The organism is Catenulispora pinistramenti, from assembly GCF_018274385.1.
GTDB lineage: Bacteria > Actinomycetota > Actinomycetes > Streptomycetales > Catenulisporaceae > Catenulispora > Catenulispora pinistramenti.
Map to the genome: position 1 here is coordinate 1 of NZ_JAAFYZ010000235.1, position 16,502 is coordinate 16,502.

The window sequence follows — 16,502 nt, forward strand, 5'->3', positions numbered from 1 at the left end:
CGGGTGGGCAGCGTCTCCAGCAACCGCCGTGTTTCCACGGCCCGGGAGACGTTCTCGGCGGCGTGCAGGTACCAGGACAGGAGCCGAGCCAGTGCCTCGTCCCGCTCGGCGGCACTCTCCTCCGCCTCGGCCCGCTCCAGGGCGAACGCGTGCAGCAAGTCGTGCAGCTCATACCGATCGGCGGTCCGTTGCTCCACCAGGTTCTCGTCGAGCAGCGCCTCCAGCTCGTCCTGCGCCGCAGCTTCGGACGTGCCGGTCAGCGCCTCCACCGCACCGGCCGTGAACCCGCGCCCGGGATGCAGGCTGAGTAACCGGAAAGCGCGCGCCGTAGAAGCCGGCAGCTCCCGGTAGGAGAGCTCGAAAACCGGCCGTAGCTCCCGGCTCCCGGCCCGCACCGCATCCAGCCCGCTGTCCCGCAGGTGCGTCGCCAACCGCGCCAAACTCCACGCCGGCCGGGACCGCAACCGAGCAGCGGCCAGCGAAACGGCCAGCGGTAGCAGCCCGCACAACCGCACCACCTGCACCGCGGCCTCCGGCTCGGCCGCGACTCGCTCCTGTCCGACCACCCGCGCCAGCAGTTCCAGCGCATCGCGCAACGGGAAGACGTCCAGCCGCAACAGCCGCGCCCCGTCCAGCCCGGCCAGGGTCCGCCGGCTGGTGACCAGCACCAGGCACCGCGGGTCGGCCGGGATCAGCGCGGCGACCTGCGCCTCGTCGGCGGCGTTGTCCAGCACCAGAAGCGCGTCGCGGCCGGCGATCCGGTCCCGGAACATCGCCGCACGCTCGGCCAAGCCGGCCGGGATGCGCCGCGCGGGCACCTCCAGCTGCCGCAGAAACGAGTCCAGCACGTCGGCCGGGTCCGCGGGCGCCGCCTCGGTGTCGAAGCCGCGCAGGTTCACATACAGCTGCACGTCGGCGAACCGTCCGGCGCGCACCAACTCGTGCGCGGCGCGGATGGCGAGCTGCGTCTTGCCGACCCCGGCCATGCCCTCGATCGCGGAGACGACCACGGTGTGCGGGACGGCGGCGCTTTGGGAGTCCGAGTTCCGGGAGCCAGGTGTTTCGGCCGCCCCCGAGACCTCCACCAAAGCTATCAGCGCGGCCAGCTCCTCGCGCCGCCCTGTGAACGTCGCCAGCTCCGCGGGTAGCTGCCGGAAGACGCCGGTCGGCCCGGGAGCCCGCCGTTTCGCCGCGTGCGCCGCCAGGCAGGCTGAGCGCCACTGCGGTACCTGCGCCTCGGGCACCCCGAGCGCGAGGACGATCGCCACGACCAGTTCCTGGTTCAGCCGACGCCGGGTGGGGTCGAAGACGTCGCTGATCGTCGAGTGCGTGACATCCTGCGGCTGCTTCAGGAGCGGCCCCACGCGCTTGGCCAGGACGCGGAACGAGGGCGAACCGGCGTAGGCGCGCAGCGTCCGCAGCCGCTCGATGAAGTCGGCTAGATCCACCACATTGGACAGATCCACCGCGCCGGCGGGATCGGGAGCAGCGGGATCGCGGACGGTGGAGAGCGGCTGGTCTGTCACAGAAACCCTTCCGTACCCCGTTCCGAAGAATCACCGCAGGTCTACGGCTTGCGGACGAGTGTACGGAGTTGTACGGGATTCTCGCGTCCGGGCATCTCCATTGCTTAATCTCATCCTGCGAGTCGCGCAACGGACGGTGCGGCGGCGACCCGGCTGCGTGGGGCGGAGCCCGGGTATCCATAGCGGCGTCCAACGGGGGCTTGCGACGGCCGACTTCGCCGCGTCTTGCGGGACTCGTGGGGGGTTCCGCAAGACGCGGTTATGTACCGGTCAACCACCTGTAGCGGCGCCCTTTCGGGGGCGCCGCTGCGGTTTCCGGCTACGGTTCCTTTCCGGCTACGGCTCCATGTCCCAGGTGAGGACCCGTTCGAGCAGCTCCAGATCGCCGTCGGCCGTGACCGAGTCCAGCGGGATCCGCTCGTAGAGCGCGAGCACCAGGTTGTTGGCCGTGCCCCGCAACGAGGCGCCGGGCGCTTCCCGGTCCGTGTCGTCATCGGACAGCTGGCTCAGACTCGCGCCGGCCGGGGACAGCGTCACGCGCCATGAGGGGCCGTCGGCGATGCACACGTCGAACAGCGCGGGCTCGTACGGCCAGGGCACGTTCGTCGTGCCGCAGGTGAGACCGAATTCCTCGACGCCGTCGATCGCGACCAGGCCCGGCACCTGCTCCGGCTCCGAGACGCCCGCCGCGAGCTGGGCGTCGTAGGTGTGGACCGCGACCTCCTGGACCTGGTGCCGGATCACGGCGCCGGCCGTCAGCGGCGCCTCCGAACTGCCCCACCACGCCCAGCAGCCGCGCTCCGGGCCGGCCTCGCGCCCCGCGTCCAGCAGCAGCCGCGTCGCCTCCGTCAGCCACGCCAGCAGCGCTTCCCGCTCGCTCGGCGCGGTCTTGCGGATCTCCTTCTCCGGCTCGGTCGGATCGGTCTCGGACGGGCCCGCGGCGATCACCAGGGCCCAGCGGCGCTGCACGCTGCCCAGGTGCTGCGCCAGCTCCAGCAGCGTCCAGTCCGGACAGGTCGGCACCGGCGCGGACAGGTCGGGCGCGGACTGGATGGCGGTGTGGAAGGCCGTCGACCGCTCGTCGAGCAGCGTCAGCAGTTCGGTGAACTCGGGGATCTCATGCACCCCGGCTGTGTATCACCGAATTTCGGCGCCCGGCCAGTGATTAACGCGAAACGTCCCCACTGCTCACTGGCAGTGGGGACGTTGTCGGTCGTGCGGTCGTGCGGTCGTGCGGTTGTGCGCTCGTGGTTGTGCGGTTTTGCCGTCGTGCGCTTGCGCGGTGGTGCTGTCGCGCTGTCGTGCGGGAACCGCTTACGCCTCGCCGCCGGTCGGCCCGGCGCCCGCGGCGCGCACGTCGTGCAGCTGGTACTTCCGGATCGCCTCGGCCGGAGCCTCCCGCTTCACCTCGCCGCGCTTGGCGAGCTGCGCCAGGACCGCGGTGACCACCGACTCGGCGTCGATGTGGAAGAACCGGCGGGCCGCGCCGCGGGTGTCCGCGAAGCCGAAGCCGTCGGCACCCAGCGAGGTGTAGCGCTGCGGCGTGACCGAGTCGCCCGGCACCCACTGCGCGATCTGGTCCGGGACGGCCCGCATCCAGTCCGACACCGCGACGATCGGGCCCTCGGTGGCGCCCAGGGTCTGGGTGACGTACGGCGTGCGCGCCTCCTCCTCGGGGTAGAGCAGCGCGCGCTCGTCGGCGGCCAGCGCGTCGCGGCGCAGCTCGGTCCACGAGGTGGCCGACCACACGTCCGCCGCCACGCCCCACTCCTCGGCCAGCATCTGCTGTGCCTTCAGAGCCCAGGTGACGCCGACGCCGGAGGCCAGGATCTGGGCCTTGGGCCGGTCGGCGGGACCCTCGGGGGCCGCGGCATAGCGGTACAGGCCCTTGAGGATGCCCTCGGTGTCCACTCCGGCCGGCTCAGCGGGCTGCTGGTACGGCTCGTTGTAGACGGTCATGTAGTAGAACACGTCCTCGCCGTGCGGGTGCTCCTCGGAGGACCCGTACATGCGGCGCAGACCGTCCTGCACGATGTGGCTGATCTCGAAGGCGAACGCCGGGTCGTAGGCGACCACGGCCGGGTTCGTGGAGGCCAGCAGGTGGGAGTGGCCGTCGGCGTGCTGAAGGCCCTCCCCGGTCAGCGTGGTACGGCCGGCCGTGGCGCCCAGTACGAAGCCGCGCCCGAGCTGGTCGGACATCTGCCAGAACTGGTCGCCGGTGCGCTGGAACCCGAACATCGAGTAGAAGATGTAGACCGGGATCGTGGCCTCGCCGTGCGTGGCGTAGGAGGTGCCGGCGGCGACCAGCGACGCGGTCGAGCCGGCCTCGCTGATGCCCTCGTGCAGGATCTGGCCCTGCGTGGACTCCTTGTAGGACAGGAGCAGGTCGCGGTCCACGGCGTCATAGGTCTGCCCGTGCGGCGAGTAGATCTTCGCCGTCGGGAACAGCGAGTCCATGCCGAAGGTGCGGGCCTCGTCCGGGATGATCGGCACGAACCGCGCGCCGATGTTCTTGTCCCGCATGAGGTCCTTCAGCAGCCGGACGAAGGCCATGGTGGTGGCCATCGCCTGCTTGCCGGAGCCCTTCTTCAGCTGCCCGTAGACGTCGTCGCCGGGCAGCGGCAGCGGCTTGGGGTGCACCTGGCGGCGCGGCAGGTAGCCGCCGAGCGCGGCCCGGCGCTCCTTCATGTACTGGATCTCCGGGGAGTTCTCGCCCGGGTGGAAGTACGGCGGCAGGTCCGCCTCCAGCTGGGCGTCCGTGATCGGCAGGTGCAGCCGGTCGCGGAAGCTCTTCAGCTCGGCCTTGGTGAGCTTCTTCATCTGGTGCGTGGCGTTGCGCGCCTCGAAGTGCTCGCCGAGGGTCCAGCCCTTGATGGTGTGGGCCAGGATCACGGTCGGCTGGCCGGTGTGCTCGCGGGCCGCCTTGAACGCCGCGTACACCTTGCGGTAGTCGTGGCCGCCGCGCGAGAGGGTGCGCAGCTGGTCGTCCGACATGTCGGCGACCATCTTGCGCAGCCGGGCGTCGTCCCCGAAGAAGTTCTCGCGGATGTAGGCGCCGGTCTCCACGGTGTAGGTCTGGAACTGGCCGTCGGGCGTGGTGTTCATCTTGTTCACCAGCGCGCCGTCGGTGTCCTGGGCCAACAGCTGGTCCCAGTCCCGGCCCCAGATCACCTTGATGACGTTCCAGCCGGCGCCGCGGAAGGTGGACTCCAGCTCCTGGATGATCTTGCCGTTGCCGCGCACCGGGCCGTCCAGGCGCTGCAGGTTGCAGTTGATCACGAAGGTCAGGTTGTCCAGCTCTTCGCGGGCGGCCAGGCCGATCGCGCCGAGCGACTCCGGCTCGTCGGTCTCGCCGTCGCCGAGGAAGGCCCACACGTGGCTGCGCGAGGTGTCCGCGATGCCGCGCGAGTACAGGTACTTGTTGAACCGGGCCTGGTAGATCGAGCCGATCGGGCCCAGGCCCATCGAGACGGTCGGGAACTCCCAGAAGTCCGGCATCAGGCGCGGGTGCGGGTAGGAGGACAGGCCGAAGGGCGCCTGGGAGGTCTCCTGGCGGAAGCCGTCCAGGTGCTGCTCGGTGAGCCGGCCCTCCAGGAACGCGCGGGCGTAGATGCCCGGCGAGGCGTGGCCCTGGAAGTAGACCTGGTCGCCGGACTCGCCGTGGTCCTTGCCGCGGAAGAAGTGGTTGAAGCCCACCTCGTACAGCGACGCGGCCGAGGCGTAGGTGGCGATGTGACCGCCGACACCCAGGCCCGGACGGTTCGCCCGGGACACCATGATGGCGGCGTTCCACCGGATGAACGCGCGGATCCGGCGCTCGATGTCCTCATCTCCCGGGAACCACGGCTCCGCCTCGGGCGGGATCGTGTTGATGTAGTCCGTGGAGCGCAGGCCCGGCACGCCGACCTGTTTCGCGCGGGCTTCCTGGAGGAGGCGCAGCATCAGGTACCGCGCACGCTGGCGGCCCTGTTCGTTGACGACTGAGTCCAGGGACTCGATCCACTCCGCGGTCTCGTTCGGGTCCACGTCCGGCAGCTGAGTGGGCAGGCCGTCACTGATGATGGGGAAACGCTCTTGTCCGGGTGCCACTGTCGTCCTTCAACCTAGACATAGATCTTGTAGATCTTCTCGGTTACATCGTCCACCATCGTCTAACGCGCATGCCGTGGACGTCACATCTACTGGGTGGTAACCATGATAAATGCGTGCCAAGGGGTGGTCTTCACCGCCAGGCGGGTGTGAACTGGAGACATGCGAGCTTCTGTGGGAGACCGGCTTCACGTTCACGGTCACGTGGTCGGGCACGCCGAGCGGGTCGGGGAGATCATCGAGGTCAAGGGAGCGGCCGGCACCCCGCCCTACCTGGTCAGGTTCGCCGACGGACACCAGGGACTGGTGTTCCCCGGACCCGACGCGGTGGTCGAAACGCCGCCGGTCGGCGACACCGCGCCGGACTCGCAGCCCTTCGGGTAGTTGCGTCTTGGGCTTCCGGCGTATGGACTAGGGGAATGCAGAACGACATGAAGGAGGACAGTTCCGTGGGCGCGGTCGCGGACCAGGTTCAGACCGCTGCCAACCCGCTGGCCGTGCGCCTGGGCTTCCAGGCAGGCGAAGTGGTGCAGGAACTCGGCTGGGACGAGGACTGCGACGAGGAACTGCGTCAGGCCATCATGGACACGATCGGCGCGGATCTGGTCGACGTGGACTTCGAAGACGTGGTCGACGCGGTGGTGCTGTGGCACCGCACGGACGACGGCGACCTGGTGGACAACCTGGTCGACGCGCTCACCTCGCTGGCCGACGGCGGCCCGATCTGGCTGCTGACGCCCAAGGCCGGCCGGGACGGGCACGTGGAGCCCAGCGACATCGGCGAGGCGGCCCCGACCGCCGGCCTGTCGGCGACCTCGAGCATCAGCGCCGGACCCGAATGGCTGGGCACCCGGCTGGTGAGCCCGAAGGCCGGCGGCAAGCTCGCGAAGTCCGCGGTCCGCGCCAAGGCCGACGACACCGCGGGGCAGTAACGGCGATGTCCTCCCAACCCGGGCCGCCCGAAGGCGGCCCATCCACACATCCCCCCGACCGCCCCTCCTCGCAGGTCGAGGCGGAGCAGCCGCCGGTGCCGGCGGTCGGCGACCCGGCCCCGGCCTTCACCCTGACCGACCAGCACGGCCAGACCGTCTCCCTGGCGGATTTCCGCGGGAAGCAGGCCGTGCTGCTGGTCTTCTACCCGTTCGCCTTCTCCCGGGTCTGCGGTTCGGAACTACAAGCGATCCAGGAGAGCGTCGAGGACTTCCAGAACGAGCGCGTGCAGGTGCTGGCCGCGTCGTGCGACGCGCTGTACTCGCTGCGCGCGTACGCCGACGAGGCCGGCTTCGGCTTCCCGCTGCTGGCCGACCACTGGCCGCACGGCGGGACGGCGCGCGCGTACGGCGTCTTCGACGAGGAGCGTGGTTGCGCCGTCCGAGGGACGTTCCTCATCGACCATGAGGGCGTCGTCCGCTGGACCGTGGTGAACGGTCTGGCGGACGCCCGCTCGCTGGAGGACTATCGCGGCGCGATCACCGCGGTCGGCGCAGGCGTATAGAACAACCCCATCTCACCCCCTCCCATCCGAATCACCGCCGCCGGGACCCCCGGCACCCGACCCGTATAGGAAACCTCCACGCCATGCCCTGCCACCGCTGCGGCGCCCGCCAGACCGACCCGGTCCGCGGCGCGTCACCGTGGCGGCGGGGCGTGCGCGCGGGGGAGCAGGTCCTGATCTGCCCGGACTGCCAGCACGACCGCGACTGGACCGCTGACCTGGCACACTGCGCCGCGTGCGGCTCCGCACGACTGGCCCGCGCACTTGGCAACACGCAATGCAAAGACTGCGGAGCCCAGGACCGGGTGACCCCCGAGACCGTCCCCGACCCGGCGACCGGCACCGCATCCCGCTCCGGCCTCACCACCTTGTCCGAGGACGTACACGCCGCCCTGGAGCGCCATTTCGGCCAGAGAACGGACTGAGCGTTCCGCCTAGACGGCACGGGGTAGCAAACTGTAGTCAGATGGATAGGGATGTCAGACAACTTCATCAGCCAGGGGGTACCGCCATGCGCCTGAACCGGATGATCATCAGGGCGTCCGACGACGGCGAGGGCAGCAACCGCGTCGAGAAGATGACGGCCGCACGCCCGGTGCAGTCGCTGACCAGCCGAGGCGCCGCCGCCGGCACGCTCCGCGTGAACTTGATATGGGACCAGCTCCCGACGATCCCCACCCCCCGCCCCACCGCGGGCCTGAAACTCTCCTCCCGCCGCCTGGAACCACCCCCGATCAGCCACGGCCGCCTCGTCGACCTGGACCTGGGCTGCCTCTACGAATTCGCGGCCGGCCAACGAGGCGTCGTCCAAGCCCTGGGCCACCGCCGCGGCGACTTCGAGCGCCCGCCCTACATCCGCCTGGACCAGGACGACCGCAGCGGCAGCGCCATAGGCGAGAACCTGTTCATCAACCTCGACCACGCCGACGAACTGAGCCGAGTGCTCATCTTCGTGTTCGCCTACCAAGGCGCCTTCGACGGCGCCAACGCGAAGGTCACCCTCCACCCGGCCATCGGCAACCCCCTGGAGATCAAGCTGGAGAACCCGATCCCGCAGGCCAAGTCATGCGCCGTGGCACTACTGCTCCGCCACGGCCCGGACCTGGTGGTCCAGCGCGAGGTGCAGTTCACGACGGGGTTCCAGTCGGAGCTGGATCGGATGTACGGGTGGGGGATGCGCTGGCAGGACGGGCAGCCTAAGGGGCTGGGGTGACGTGCGCGGGGGACGTATGGGCGACGCCCGCGCGCGTACCAAGCCGGGAGTAAAGCGAGTAGTCACTGCGGCGGGTGCCGGAGCAGGCACAGTCGCCGCTGTGGCGCACTGGAATCACGGTCCGCGCCTACGGCCTGGGTCGGGTACTCTTTCCCTCTTGAGGGCCGCCCTGGCGGCCTTCTGGAGGGCGCGTAGCTCAGTGGAAGAGCACTCGGTTTACACCCGAGCGGTCGGCAGTTCGAACCTGTCCGCGCCCACCCGGAACGAGCAGCAGGGGCGACTCGCTCATCCGCCGCCGGAACGATGTCACGGCCCGGCAGCTGCCGAACGCCTCACGGATCAGGGTTCTACCGCCGACGGCGAGCTGGCCGTTATGGTCGGTTCATGAACCCGGTCGCGCTCGAAGGCCCGCGGCTCAGGTTCCGGGAGCTGCGTGAGGACGACATCGACGCGCTGTTCGCGATCTACGGAAGCGAAGTCGTGACCGAACACCTCAGCTTCGACCCGCGCCCGCTCGATTCGGTCGTCGGTGTCATCGCGAGCGGGATCGCGGATCGTCGGGTCGACCCGCGCACGGCCTACGGACTCGCGGTGACGCTGCGCACGGACTCGGGTCTGATCGGCTACGCCCGGCTGACGCTCGAAGCCCATCGCGCAGGTCAGATCGGCTTCGCCCTGGACCCCTCGGTGTGGGGCCGCGGCTACGGGACCGAGACGGTGCAGTTGCTGCTGCAACTCGGCTTCGACCAACTCGGTCTGCACCGCATGTGGGGAGCGCGGTCGCCGGAGAACGCGGCCTCGTCCGGGGCCATGAGCAGGAACGCCATGGTGGAAGAGGCTCGGATCCGGGACCACGTCTTCACCCACGGGGCCTGGCGCGACTCGATCACGCACGTGATCCTCGAAGACGAGTGGAGGGCGCGATAGCCGGGCCTGTTCAGGCGATGACTCGCCGCCCGGCTTCGTCTCGTAGTCGGAAGAGACCGACTCTGCCGGCATCTCGCCCACGCAGCAGCAGGTCACCGCGGTCAACGCCCTCTACCTGGTAGACGACAACCTCACCCTGTTGCAGCACGGCGCGTCCGCGGTCGACTGGTGGGTCTTGTACAGCGGCCCGAACTCCACCAGCGACGGCGGCTGGGGAGACCTCGGGCTGCTCTCCTCCGGCACCTGCCCCGTCGACCAGCCCGGCAAGACCGGCTGCGAGCCGCCGACCGGCACCTCCTTCGCCCCCTATCAGACGATGCGGCTGCTCACGACCGTGCTCAAGGGCGGCGGTCAGTTGCTGGCAACCACGACGACCGGCGGTGGAACAGGTGGAACAGGCGGAACAGACAGCACAAGCGGCACAGGCAGCACGGTCTCGGCCCACGCGATCCGCCGCGCGGACGGCACGCTCGCCGTCGTCCTCCTCAACGAGGACCCCCAGCAGGCCCAGACGATCCACCTGACCGTGCCGTGCGGCTACCAGGCCGTCCGCACCCTCAGCTGGCAGCCGGGCGACACCGCCGTCTCCTCGCATGCCGGTCCGGCGCCGACCACCTTCGCGCCCTACTCCGCTACCGTGATCCTTCTCCGTCGTGCCGGTTAGTGGGGACAGGTTGTGGAAGTCAGTTACGTCTGCCAGGCGGCGTCCGCGCCGCGTCCCAACGATGACTTCGTCATAGCGACCGAGTCCTTCGTCATCGTCCTGGACGGTGCGACCGCACCGGTCGGCGTCGACTCCGGGTGTGTGCACGACGTGCCGTGGCTGGTCGCGCGCCTCGGGATGAATCTCGCCGGCCTGCTGCTGCGCGAGCCGCGTGCGGCGTTGGTGGATGTCCTGCGCGGGGGGATCGCGGCGACGATGGGCGAGCACGCGGACACCTGCGATCTGGAAAACCCCGACAGCCCGTCGAGCACAGCTGTGATGCTGCGGTGCGGCGCGCAGACTGTCGATTACATCGTGCTCGGTGATTCGGCGATCGTGATCGAGCGCGGTGTCGGTGCCAGTGCCAGTGCCAGTGCCAGTGCCAGTGCCACCGAGCTGACCGTCGCGCACGACAACCGCACGGCCCACCTCCCCGACTACTCCGTCGGGGGTGTCAGCCGCCTGCGTAACACGGACGAGGGTTTCTGGATCGCGTCGAACCGGCCCGAGGCGGCGGACAAGGCCATCGTCGGCAGCATTCCGATCGGTGACGTCACCCGCGCCGCGCTCATGACCGACGGCATCACGCGCCTGGTCGAGCGGTACGGGCGCACGTGGCTTGAGGTGCTGGAGCGGATGGACAAGTACGGACCGCGCGAGGTGGTCGCCGATGTCCGGGGCGAAGAGCTCGCCACGCCGCCGGGGACCTACCGTGGCAAAGTCCACGACGACGTCACCGCCGTCTTCTGCCGCTTCTGACTCGAGCCTGCCGCGCCTACTGATCACCGCTCGGCTACCGTGAAGCCATGCTGGTGACCAATCACGTCCTGTCCGGAGCGGTGATCGGCGCCGCCGTGCGACGTCCGCTGCCCGCCTTTGCGATCGGGGTCGCGTCGCACTTCGCCCTCGACTCGCTGCCGCATTGGGGCGAGTGGGAGAGCGAGAGCCACTTCCTGCGGGTGGCTGTCGCCGACGGGCTGACCGGGCTGGCCGCCATGGGGATCGTGACGCGGGCCGTGTTGCGCACGCCCGCGGCCGGGCGGACCAAGTTGGCCGCGTCCGTGGTGCTCGGGATGGCCGGGGCCGCGCTCCCGGACCTGGACAAGCCCGCGCACATCATCTTCAAGCGCAAGCTGTGGCCGGACGCGGTGAATCGCTTCCACAGCCGCATCCAGGACGAGGCGCCGCATCGGTTCGTCTCGCACGAGTTGGTCGCCGCCACCGGGTTCGCGTTGTCGGCGGCGGCGTTGATCAAGCGGCGCGGAGCGCGCGCTTAGCCAGCGGAGTTAGCGGCGAAGGCTAGCTAACTGCAAGCAGCTAGCACCTAGCTCGCGAACCGCGCGCCGGGGTAGACGGCCGAGCCCCGGTCCACCGGCAGCGGTTCGGTGGCCACCGTCGCAGCCAGCCTGACCACCTCGTCGCTGATGTCCGGCTCTGGCAGCGCCGCGGCTGCCGCGGCGGGGGCCGGTTTGGGCTTGCGCGGGACGCGCGCGCCGGAGGAGCCTCCCCGTCCCGGGTACACCAGCAGCCCGTTGACCGGATCGGGGACGGCGTCCAGGGCCGCCTTCACCAGTGTCGCGTCGCGGAAGGCGGGCCAGCCGCCGACCGTAGTGTCCTCCGGGAAGCAGAGCTCGAGCACCACACCCCAGGGACGTTCGACCCAGGCCCAGTCCTCCGCGCCGTATTCCAGCGCGGTGCGGATCAGGTCACGGCCGTGCGTGTCCTTCCAGGAGGCCGCGGAGAACTCGCCGTCCGCCACCTCGATCGACCACCATTCGCCCATTCCGCCACGGTAGGCCGGGGCCGGGGGCAAAAGAAGGGTCCGGTGGGCTTCTTCGGCGGCGTTCGCCACGGGCGAACAGATTATGCGAAATTCCTACCCTGATGGAGTCGGTGGAGCCGCCGCGCCGCCTCCACCGCGGGGGCAGGGCTGGGGCGCCGACTACACCGAGCCGGCCGGGCCCGTGCCGCTGAGGACCGCGGCGACGGCGTCGGCCAGCGGCTCGACGTCGGCCAGGTCCAGGTAGGCGATCGTGATCCGGATGCCCGGCGGGCTGTCGACGCGGAACCAGATGCCCGGAGCCACCGCCCAGCCGGCCGCCAGCAAGCCGCTGACCACGATCGCCTCCTCCGGAACCGGAATCCAGACATTGATACCGGAGGTGCCGAAGGCCTCGATCCCGCGCGCGGCCAGGGCGGCGACCAGGGTGTCGCGGCGTTCCTTGTAGACCCCGGCCGCCTCGATGATCTGTGCCTCGACCGCCTCGTCCGTCCACAGCCGCTGCACCTGGGCCTGGATCAGGTGGCTGACCCAGCCGGCGCCGAGCCGGAGCCGCCCGGCCATCCGGCCGCCGGTGGTGCCGTCCGCGGCGACCACGGCGCAGCGCAGGTCGGGGCCGTAGGCCTTGGACAGCGAGCGGATGTGGGCCCAGTGCTCCGTGCTGTCGGCCAGGGTGTGCAGGCCGTGGTGCCGGGTGAGGTCGGCGCCGTGGTCGTCCTCGATCAGCAGGACTTCGCGGTGCCCGGACAGGACCTTGCGCAGGGTTTTGGCGCGCGCGGCGGATACGGCGGCGCCGGTGGGGTTCTGGGCGCGGCTGGTGATGATCACCGCGCGCACGCCCCGCTTCAGCGCGGCCGCCAGCCCCTCCGGGGTCATGCCCTCGGCGTCGATCGGGACCGGCACGGCGGTCAGGTTCATGGCCGGCAGCAGCCGGTAGACGGTGCCCCAGCCGGGGTCCTCGACCGCCACCGAGTCGCCGGGGCGCAGGTGTGCGGACAGCGCGCGGTCGACGGCGTCCCCGGCGCCGAAGGTGAGCAGCACGTCGTCGGTCGGGACGTGGTCGGCGCCGAGGCGGGCTCGGGCCGTTTCCAGCAGTTCCGGCAGGATCGACTCGTCCTTATAAAGACGTTGTGACACGCTGCTCGGGAAGATTAGTTCCGGCAGCAGGCGGTGGTCCGGGTCGCCGGTGACCAGGTCCTTGGCACCCGGCGGGATCTGGAAGGAGAGGTTGCGCGGGGCGGTGGCCGGCTGCGCGCGCACCCGGGTCCCGCGGCGGCCGGCGGTCTCCACGGCGCCGCGGTCGCGCAGCAGGCGGTAGGCGGCCGAGACGGTGTTCGGGTTGACCGACAGTTCCGCGGCGAGGTCCCGGATCGGGGGCAGCGCCTGGCCCGGGGCCAGCCGGCCGCGGGCGATGCCGGCCTCGATCGAGGCCGCGATCTGGCTGGCGCCCCGGCCGGAGATTTTGTACGCTGCCGGTGACGGTGTTTGAACTACCACAGTGACTAGTTTGCACTAGGACGAAAAATGACGCAACTACGCGACGCTGAAACCGAGGCCTGTCCCCACGGTCCGGGCGCCCAGGGCGCCTACGAACAGACTCCACGCACCACCGCCACCCGGTACCAGAGCCGGGTCGACTACGACCGCGCCGCCGTCCACGCCGTGCTTGACGAGGCGCTGGTCTGCCACCTGGCCTTCGTCGTGGACGGCGGCCCGGTGGTCCTGCCCACCGTCCACGCCCGGATCGGCGACCGGCTCTACGTGCACGGCTCCAGCGGCGGCCGCTTCTCCTCGCTCGACGGCCGGCCGGTCGGCGTGACCGTCACGCTGCACGACGCGCTGGTCCTGGCCCGCTCCTGGTTCCACCACTCGGTGGCGTTCCGCAGCGTCGTGGTGCACGGCACGGCCCGCGTCGTCGCCGACCCCGCCGAACGCCTCGACGCGATGCGGGCCCTGATCGACCACATCGCGCCCGGCCGCACCGCCGAATCGCGCGAGCCCACCCGCAAGGAACTGGCCTCCACCGCGATCCTGGCCGTGGATCTGGAGCAGGTCTCGCTGAAGTCGCGCGGAGACAACGTCGTCGACGACGAGGAGGACCTGGCGCTCCCGTACTGGGCCGGCAGTATCCCGCTGGCTGTGACCGCCGGAGTCGGCAAGCCGAGCCCGGATTTGCGGGACGGGATCGACGCGCCGGGGTACGCGCGGCACTATGTGCGGCCGCGCGCCTGCGACCACGAGCACTGACAGGACAGGCTGCTAGGACAGGCTGCTAGCGGAGCCGGCCCAGGACACTGATGTCCCGAGCCGGCGTCGGCGGCCTGGATCAGCGAATCCGCTGAATGATCGTCGCGATCCCCAACGCCCCGCCCTGGCACATCGTCAGCAGCGCGAACTCCTTGTCGGCGCGCTCCAACTCGTGCAGCGCCGTCGTGAACAGGCGCGCGCCGGTGGCGCCGACCGGGTGCCCGATGGCCAGCGCGCCGCCGTTGACGTTCACCCGGTCCAGGTCCACGCGGTGCGCGCGGGCCCAGGACACCACCACGGAGGCGAAGGCCTCGTTGATCTCGAACAGGTCGATGTCGTCGACCGTCATCCCGGCCTTGGCCAGCACCGCGGTGGTGGCCGGGATCGGGCCGTCGAGGTGGAAGTAGGGGTCGGAGCCGACCATCACCTGCGCGACGACGCGGGCCCGCGGGCGCAGGCCCAGGGCGACCGCCGTGCCCCGGGACGCCCACAGCACCGCGGCGGCGCCGTCGGAGATCTGGGAAGCGGTGCCGGCGGTGTGGATGCCGTCGGGGAGAACAGGTTTCAGCCCGGCCAGGCCCTCGCGGGTGGTGTCGCGCAGCCCCTGGTCGCGGCCGACCCCGCGCCACATGCCGTGCTCGTCGCGCTCCTCCTCGCGGGTCGGGACCTGGACCTCGAACACCTCGCGGTCGAACCGGCCCTCGGCCCACGCCTGCTTGGCCCGGGCCTGCGACAAGACACCCAGCGAGTCGACATCGTCGCGGGTGATCCCGTGCTTGCGCGCGATCCGCTCCGCGGCCTCGAACTGGTTCGGCATGTCCAGGTTCCACTCGTCCGGCTGCGGGCGGCCGAAGCCGGACTTGGCGTTGGCGCCGAGCGGGACCCGGGACATCGCCTCCACCCCGCAGCCGATGCCGATGTCCACGGTGCCGCCGGCGACCATCGTGGCCACCAGGTTGTTCGCCTGCTGCGAGGAGCCGCACTGGCAGTCGATCGTGGTGGCCGCGGTCGAGTAGGGCAGGCCCATCGCCAGCCACGCCGTGCGCGCGACGTTGAACCCCTGCTCGCCGGCCTGGGTGACACAGCCCCCGACGATCTGCTCGACCGCGTCGGCCGGCACGCCGGTCCGCTTCAGCAACTCCCGGTAGGTCTCGCCGAGCAGGTAGGCGGGGTGCAGGTTGGCCAGGTCGCCGTTGCGCTTGCCGATCGGGGTGCGGACGGCCTCGACGATGACGGCTTCGGACATGGACGCCCCTCCTGCCGGACTCCGGGATTCCGGAACTCCTCCAAAAACTGATACAGGTTCTAGTTTTGCGAACCTAACAGCAATCCCGCGACAAGGGAACGGGCCGCCGGAGACGAACTCCGGCGGCCCCCTCCTCGGGGTCCGCGTCACAGCGCGGGATCCGTCAGCAGCCGCAGGCGCCCCCACAGGCACAGCTGCTTCCGCTCTGACAGCCGCACTTGCAACCGCCTCCGCAGCTGCAGCTCCCGGCCTCGGGGTCGAGGACGACGATCGGCAGCACCCGGCTCCCGGCGGGCGTCGGCGGGGTGTCTTCGGCGGGTGATCGCTGGACTTCCGACAATGACTGCTTCGCCATAGCGCCTCCTTCGCTGGCGGCGGTCCTGGCTTCGCGGCGGGGATCCGCCACAAGCCGCCAATGCCGCCGCTTTCCAGTCAAAAGGGAGATGCCGTCCGGGTCAATGGCCGGTCGGGACACGCCACCCGGGGCGCCAGGGCGCGCGCGGGTTCGAGCCCTGCTGAAACGTGTGGCGGACCACACCGGCTCGTCACGCACGAGACGCCCGGTCCGGATACGCTCGGGAGCATGTCTGAGCTGATCTTGCTCCGCCACGGCGAGACCGAGTGGAGCCGGTCCGGGCGCCACACCGGCCTGACCGACCTGCCGCTGACCACCGTCGGCGAGGACCAGGCCCGCGCCGCCGCCAAACTTCTGGCCGGCCGCACCTTCGGCGCCGTCTACACCAGCCCCCTGACGCGTGCCGTGCGCACCGCCGAACTCGCCGGCCTGACCGGCGCGATCGAGGACCCCGACCTGCTGGAGTGGGACTACGGCGGCTACGAGGGGATAACGACTGACGAGATCCACCAGAGCCGGCCCGGCTGGTACCTGTGGGACGACGGCGTCGTACCCGGCGACCACGAGCACCCCGGCGAGACCATCGAGCAGGTCGGGGCCAGGGTGGACCGGGTGCTGGCGAAGGTGCGGCCGATGCTGGCCGACGGGGACGGGCAGGACGTGTGCCTGGTCGCGCACGGGCACGTGCTGCGGGTGCTGTGCTCGCGCTGGCTCGGGCTGCCGGCGCTGGACGGGCGGTTCTTCCGGCTGGACACCGCCGCGGTGTCGCGGCTCGGGTTCGAGCACGCGCGGCCGGTGGTGGACGGGCTGAATCAGCAGGGGTAGGGCTTGAACCGGCGGAGGTAGGGCCTGAACCGGCAGGGGTAGGGCCCCGCCCTACCAGGGGGCAAACCACCCAGAAACAAGGTAAGCCACCCGCCC

The 16,502-nt window shown here is 70.6% G+C and carries 17 protein-coding genes and 1 tRNA gene; 12 read left to right on the forward strand and 6 right to left on the reverse strand.

The genetic code is table 11. The annotated features are described in order from the left end of the window. From KGQ19_RS52345 to aceE, 3 genes are all read right to left on the reverse strand, one after another. Positions 1 to 1,526, reverse strand: a 1,526-nt coding sequence (locus KGQ19_RS52345) for an NB-ARC domain-containing protein (protein WP_307856660.1), incomplete at its 3' end; no start/stop codon positions are given. A gap of 336 nt (positions 1,527 to 1,862) precedes the next feature. Then, a complete protein-coding gene (locus KGQ19_RS40495; RefSeq protein WP_212019417.1) occupies positions 1,863 to 2,651 on the reverse strand; it encodes a maleylpyruvate isomerase family mycothiol-dependent enzyme in 789 nt (262 codons plus the stop codon). Positions 2,652 to 2,840: 189 nt separating this feature from the next. Next, positions 2,841 to 5,615, reverse strand: a complete 2,775-nt coding sequence (aceE, locus tag KGQ19_RS40500) for a pyruvate dehydrogenase (acetyl-transferring), homodimeric type (protein WP_212019419.1) — start codon at positions 5,613 to 5,615, stop codon at positions 2,841 to 2,843. A 162-nt stretch (positions 5,616 to 5,777) separates the two neighbouring features. Here aceE and KGQ19_RS40505 point away from each other — a divergent pair, with 162 nt between their 5' ends. The 10 genes from KGQ19_RS40505 (at position 5,778) to KGQ19_RS40550 (ending at position 11,230) form a co-directional block, all read left to right on the forward strand. Next, the gene (locus KGQ19_RS40505; RefSeq protein WP_212019421.1) at positions 5,778 to 5,999 is read left to right on the forward strand and encodes a DUF1918 domain-containing protein; all 222 of its coding nucleotides are present in this window, start codon (positions 5,778 to 5,780) and stop codon (positions 5,997 to 5,999) included. A gap of 35 nt (positions 6,000 to 6,034) precedes the next feature. Then, positions 6,035 to 6,547, forward strand: a complete 513-nt coding sequence (locus KGQ19_RS40510) for a DUF3052 domain-containing protein (protein WP_230420202.1) — start codon at positions 6,035 to 6,037, stop codon at positions 6,545 to 6,547. A gap of 5 nt (positions 6,548 to 6,552) precedes the next feature. Then, the gene (locus KGQ19_RS40515; RefSeq protein ID WP_212019423.1) at positions 6,553 to 7,110 is read left to right on the forward strand and encodes a peroxiredoxin; all 558 of its coding nucleotides are present in this window, start codon (positions 6,553 to 6,555) and stop codon (positions 7,108 to 7,110) included. A gap of 83 nt (positions 7,111 to 7,193) precedes the next feature. After that, positions 7,194 to 7,535, forward strand: a complete 342-nt coding sequence (locus tag KGQ19_RS40520) for a hypothetical protein (RefSeq protein ID WP_212019425.1) — start codon at positions 7,194 to 7,196, stop codon at positions 7,533 to 7,535. 86 nt (positions 7,536 to 7,621) lie between these two features. Next, the gene (locus tag KGQ19_RS40525; protein ID WP_212019427.1) at positions 7,622 to 8,323 is read left to right on the forward strand and encodes a hypothetical protein; all 702 of its coding nucleotides are present in this window, start codon (positions 7,622 to 7,624) and stop codon (positions 8,321 to 8,323) included. A 185-nt stretch (positions 8,324 to 8,508) separates the two neighbouring features. Next, a tRNA-Val gene (locus KGQ19_RS40530) sits at positions 8,509 to 8,580 on the forward strand. 127 nt (positions 8,581 to 8,707) lie between these two features. Further along, complete coding sequence (locus KGQ19_RS40535; protein WP_212019429.1) at positions 8,708 to 9,250, forward strand: GNAT family N-acetyltransferase; 543 nt, start codon at positions 8,708 to 8,710, stop codon at positions 9,248 to 9,250. Between the two features lie 139 nt (positions 9,251 to 9,389). Beyond that, positions 9,390 to 9,914 carry a glycoside hydrolase family 30 beta sandwich domain-containing protein gene (locus KGQ19_RS40540; RefSeq protein WP_212019430.1) on the forward strand — a complete coding sequence of 175 codons (525 nt, stop codon included), beginning with the start codon at positions 9,390 to 9,392 and terminating at the stop codon, positions 9,912 to 9,914. Between the two features lie 12 nt (positions 9,915 to 9,926). Next, positions 9,927 to 10,712 (forward strand): protein phosphatase 2C domain-containing protein, encoded by a 786-nt coding sequence (locus KGQ19_RS40545; protein ID WP_212019432.1) that lies wholly within the window; start codon positions 9,927 to 9,929, stop codon positions 10,710 to 10,712. A 47-nt stretch (positions 10,713 to 10,759) separates the two neighbouring features. Then, positions 10,760 to 11,230: a metal-dependent hydrolase gene (locus KGQ19_RS40550; RefSeq protein ID WP_212019434.1), complete on the forward strand. Its 471-nt coding sequence runs from the start codon at positions 10,760 to 10,762 to the stop codon at positions 11,228 to 11,230. Between the two features lie 47 nt (positions 11,231 to 11,277). Here KGQ19_RS40550 and KGQ19_RS40555 read toward each other — a convergent pair whose 3' ends face one another. Together KGQ19_RS40555 and KGQ19_RS40560 are read right to left on the reverse strand one after the other, a co-directional pair. Beyond that, positions 11,278 to 11,736 carry a hypothetical protein gene (locus KGQ19_RS40555; protein ID WP_212019436.1) on the reverse strand — a complete coding sequence of 153 codons (459 nt, stop codon included), beginning with the start codon at positions 11,734 to 11,736 and terminating at the stop codon, positions 11,278 to 11,280. Between the two features lie 159 nt (positions 11,737 to 11,895). Continuing rightward, positions 11,896 to 13,230 carry an aminotransferase class I/II-fold pyridoxal phosphate-dependent enzyme gene (locus KGQ19_RS40560; RefSeq protein ID WP_212019438.1) on the reverse strand — a complete coding sequence of 445 codons (1,335 nt, stop codon included), beginning with the start codon at positions 13,228 to 13,230 and terminating at the stop codon, positions 11,896 to 11,898. A 27-nt stretch (positions 13,231 to 13,257) separates the two neighbouring features. Here KGQ19_RS40560 and KGQ19_RS40565 point away from each other — a divergent pair, with 27 nt between their 5' ends. Then, positions 13,258 to 13,980, forward strand: a complete 723-nt coding sequence (locus tag KGQ19_RS40565) for a pyridoxamine 5'-phosphate oxidase family protein (RefSeq protein ID WP_212019440.1) — start codon at positions 13,258 to 13,260, stop codon at positions 13,978 to 13,980. Between the two features lie 79 nt (positions 13,981 to 14,059). Here KGQ19_RS40565 and KGQ19_RS40570 read toward each other — a convergent pair whose 3' ends face one another. Beyond that, positions 14,060 to 15,226: a steroid 3-ketoacyl-CoA thiolase gene (locus KGQ19_RS40570; protein ID WP_212019442.1), complete on the reverse strand. Its 1,167-nt coding sequence runs from the start codon at positions 15,224 to 15,226 to the stop codon at positions 14,060 to 14,062. Positions 15,227 to 15,809: 583 nt separating this feature from the next. Here KGQ19_RS40570 and KGQ19_RS40575 point away from each other — a divergent pair. Continuing rightward, complete coding sequence (locus KGQ19_RS40575; protein ID WP_212019444.1) at positions 15,810 to 16,406, forward strand: histidine phosphatase family protein; 597 nt, start codon at positions 15,810 to 15,812, stop codon at positions 16,404 to 16,406. Positions 16,407 to 16,502 lie beyond the last annotated feature (96 nt).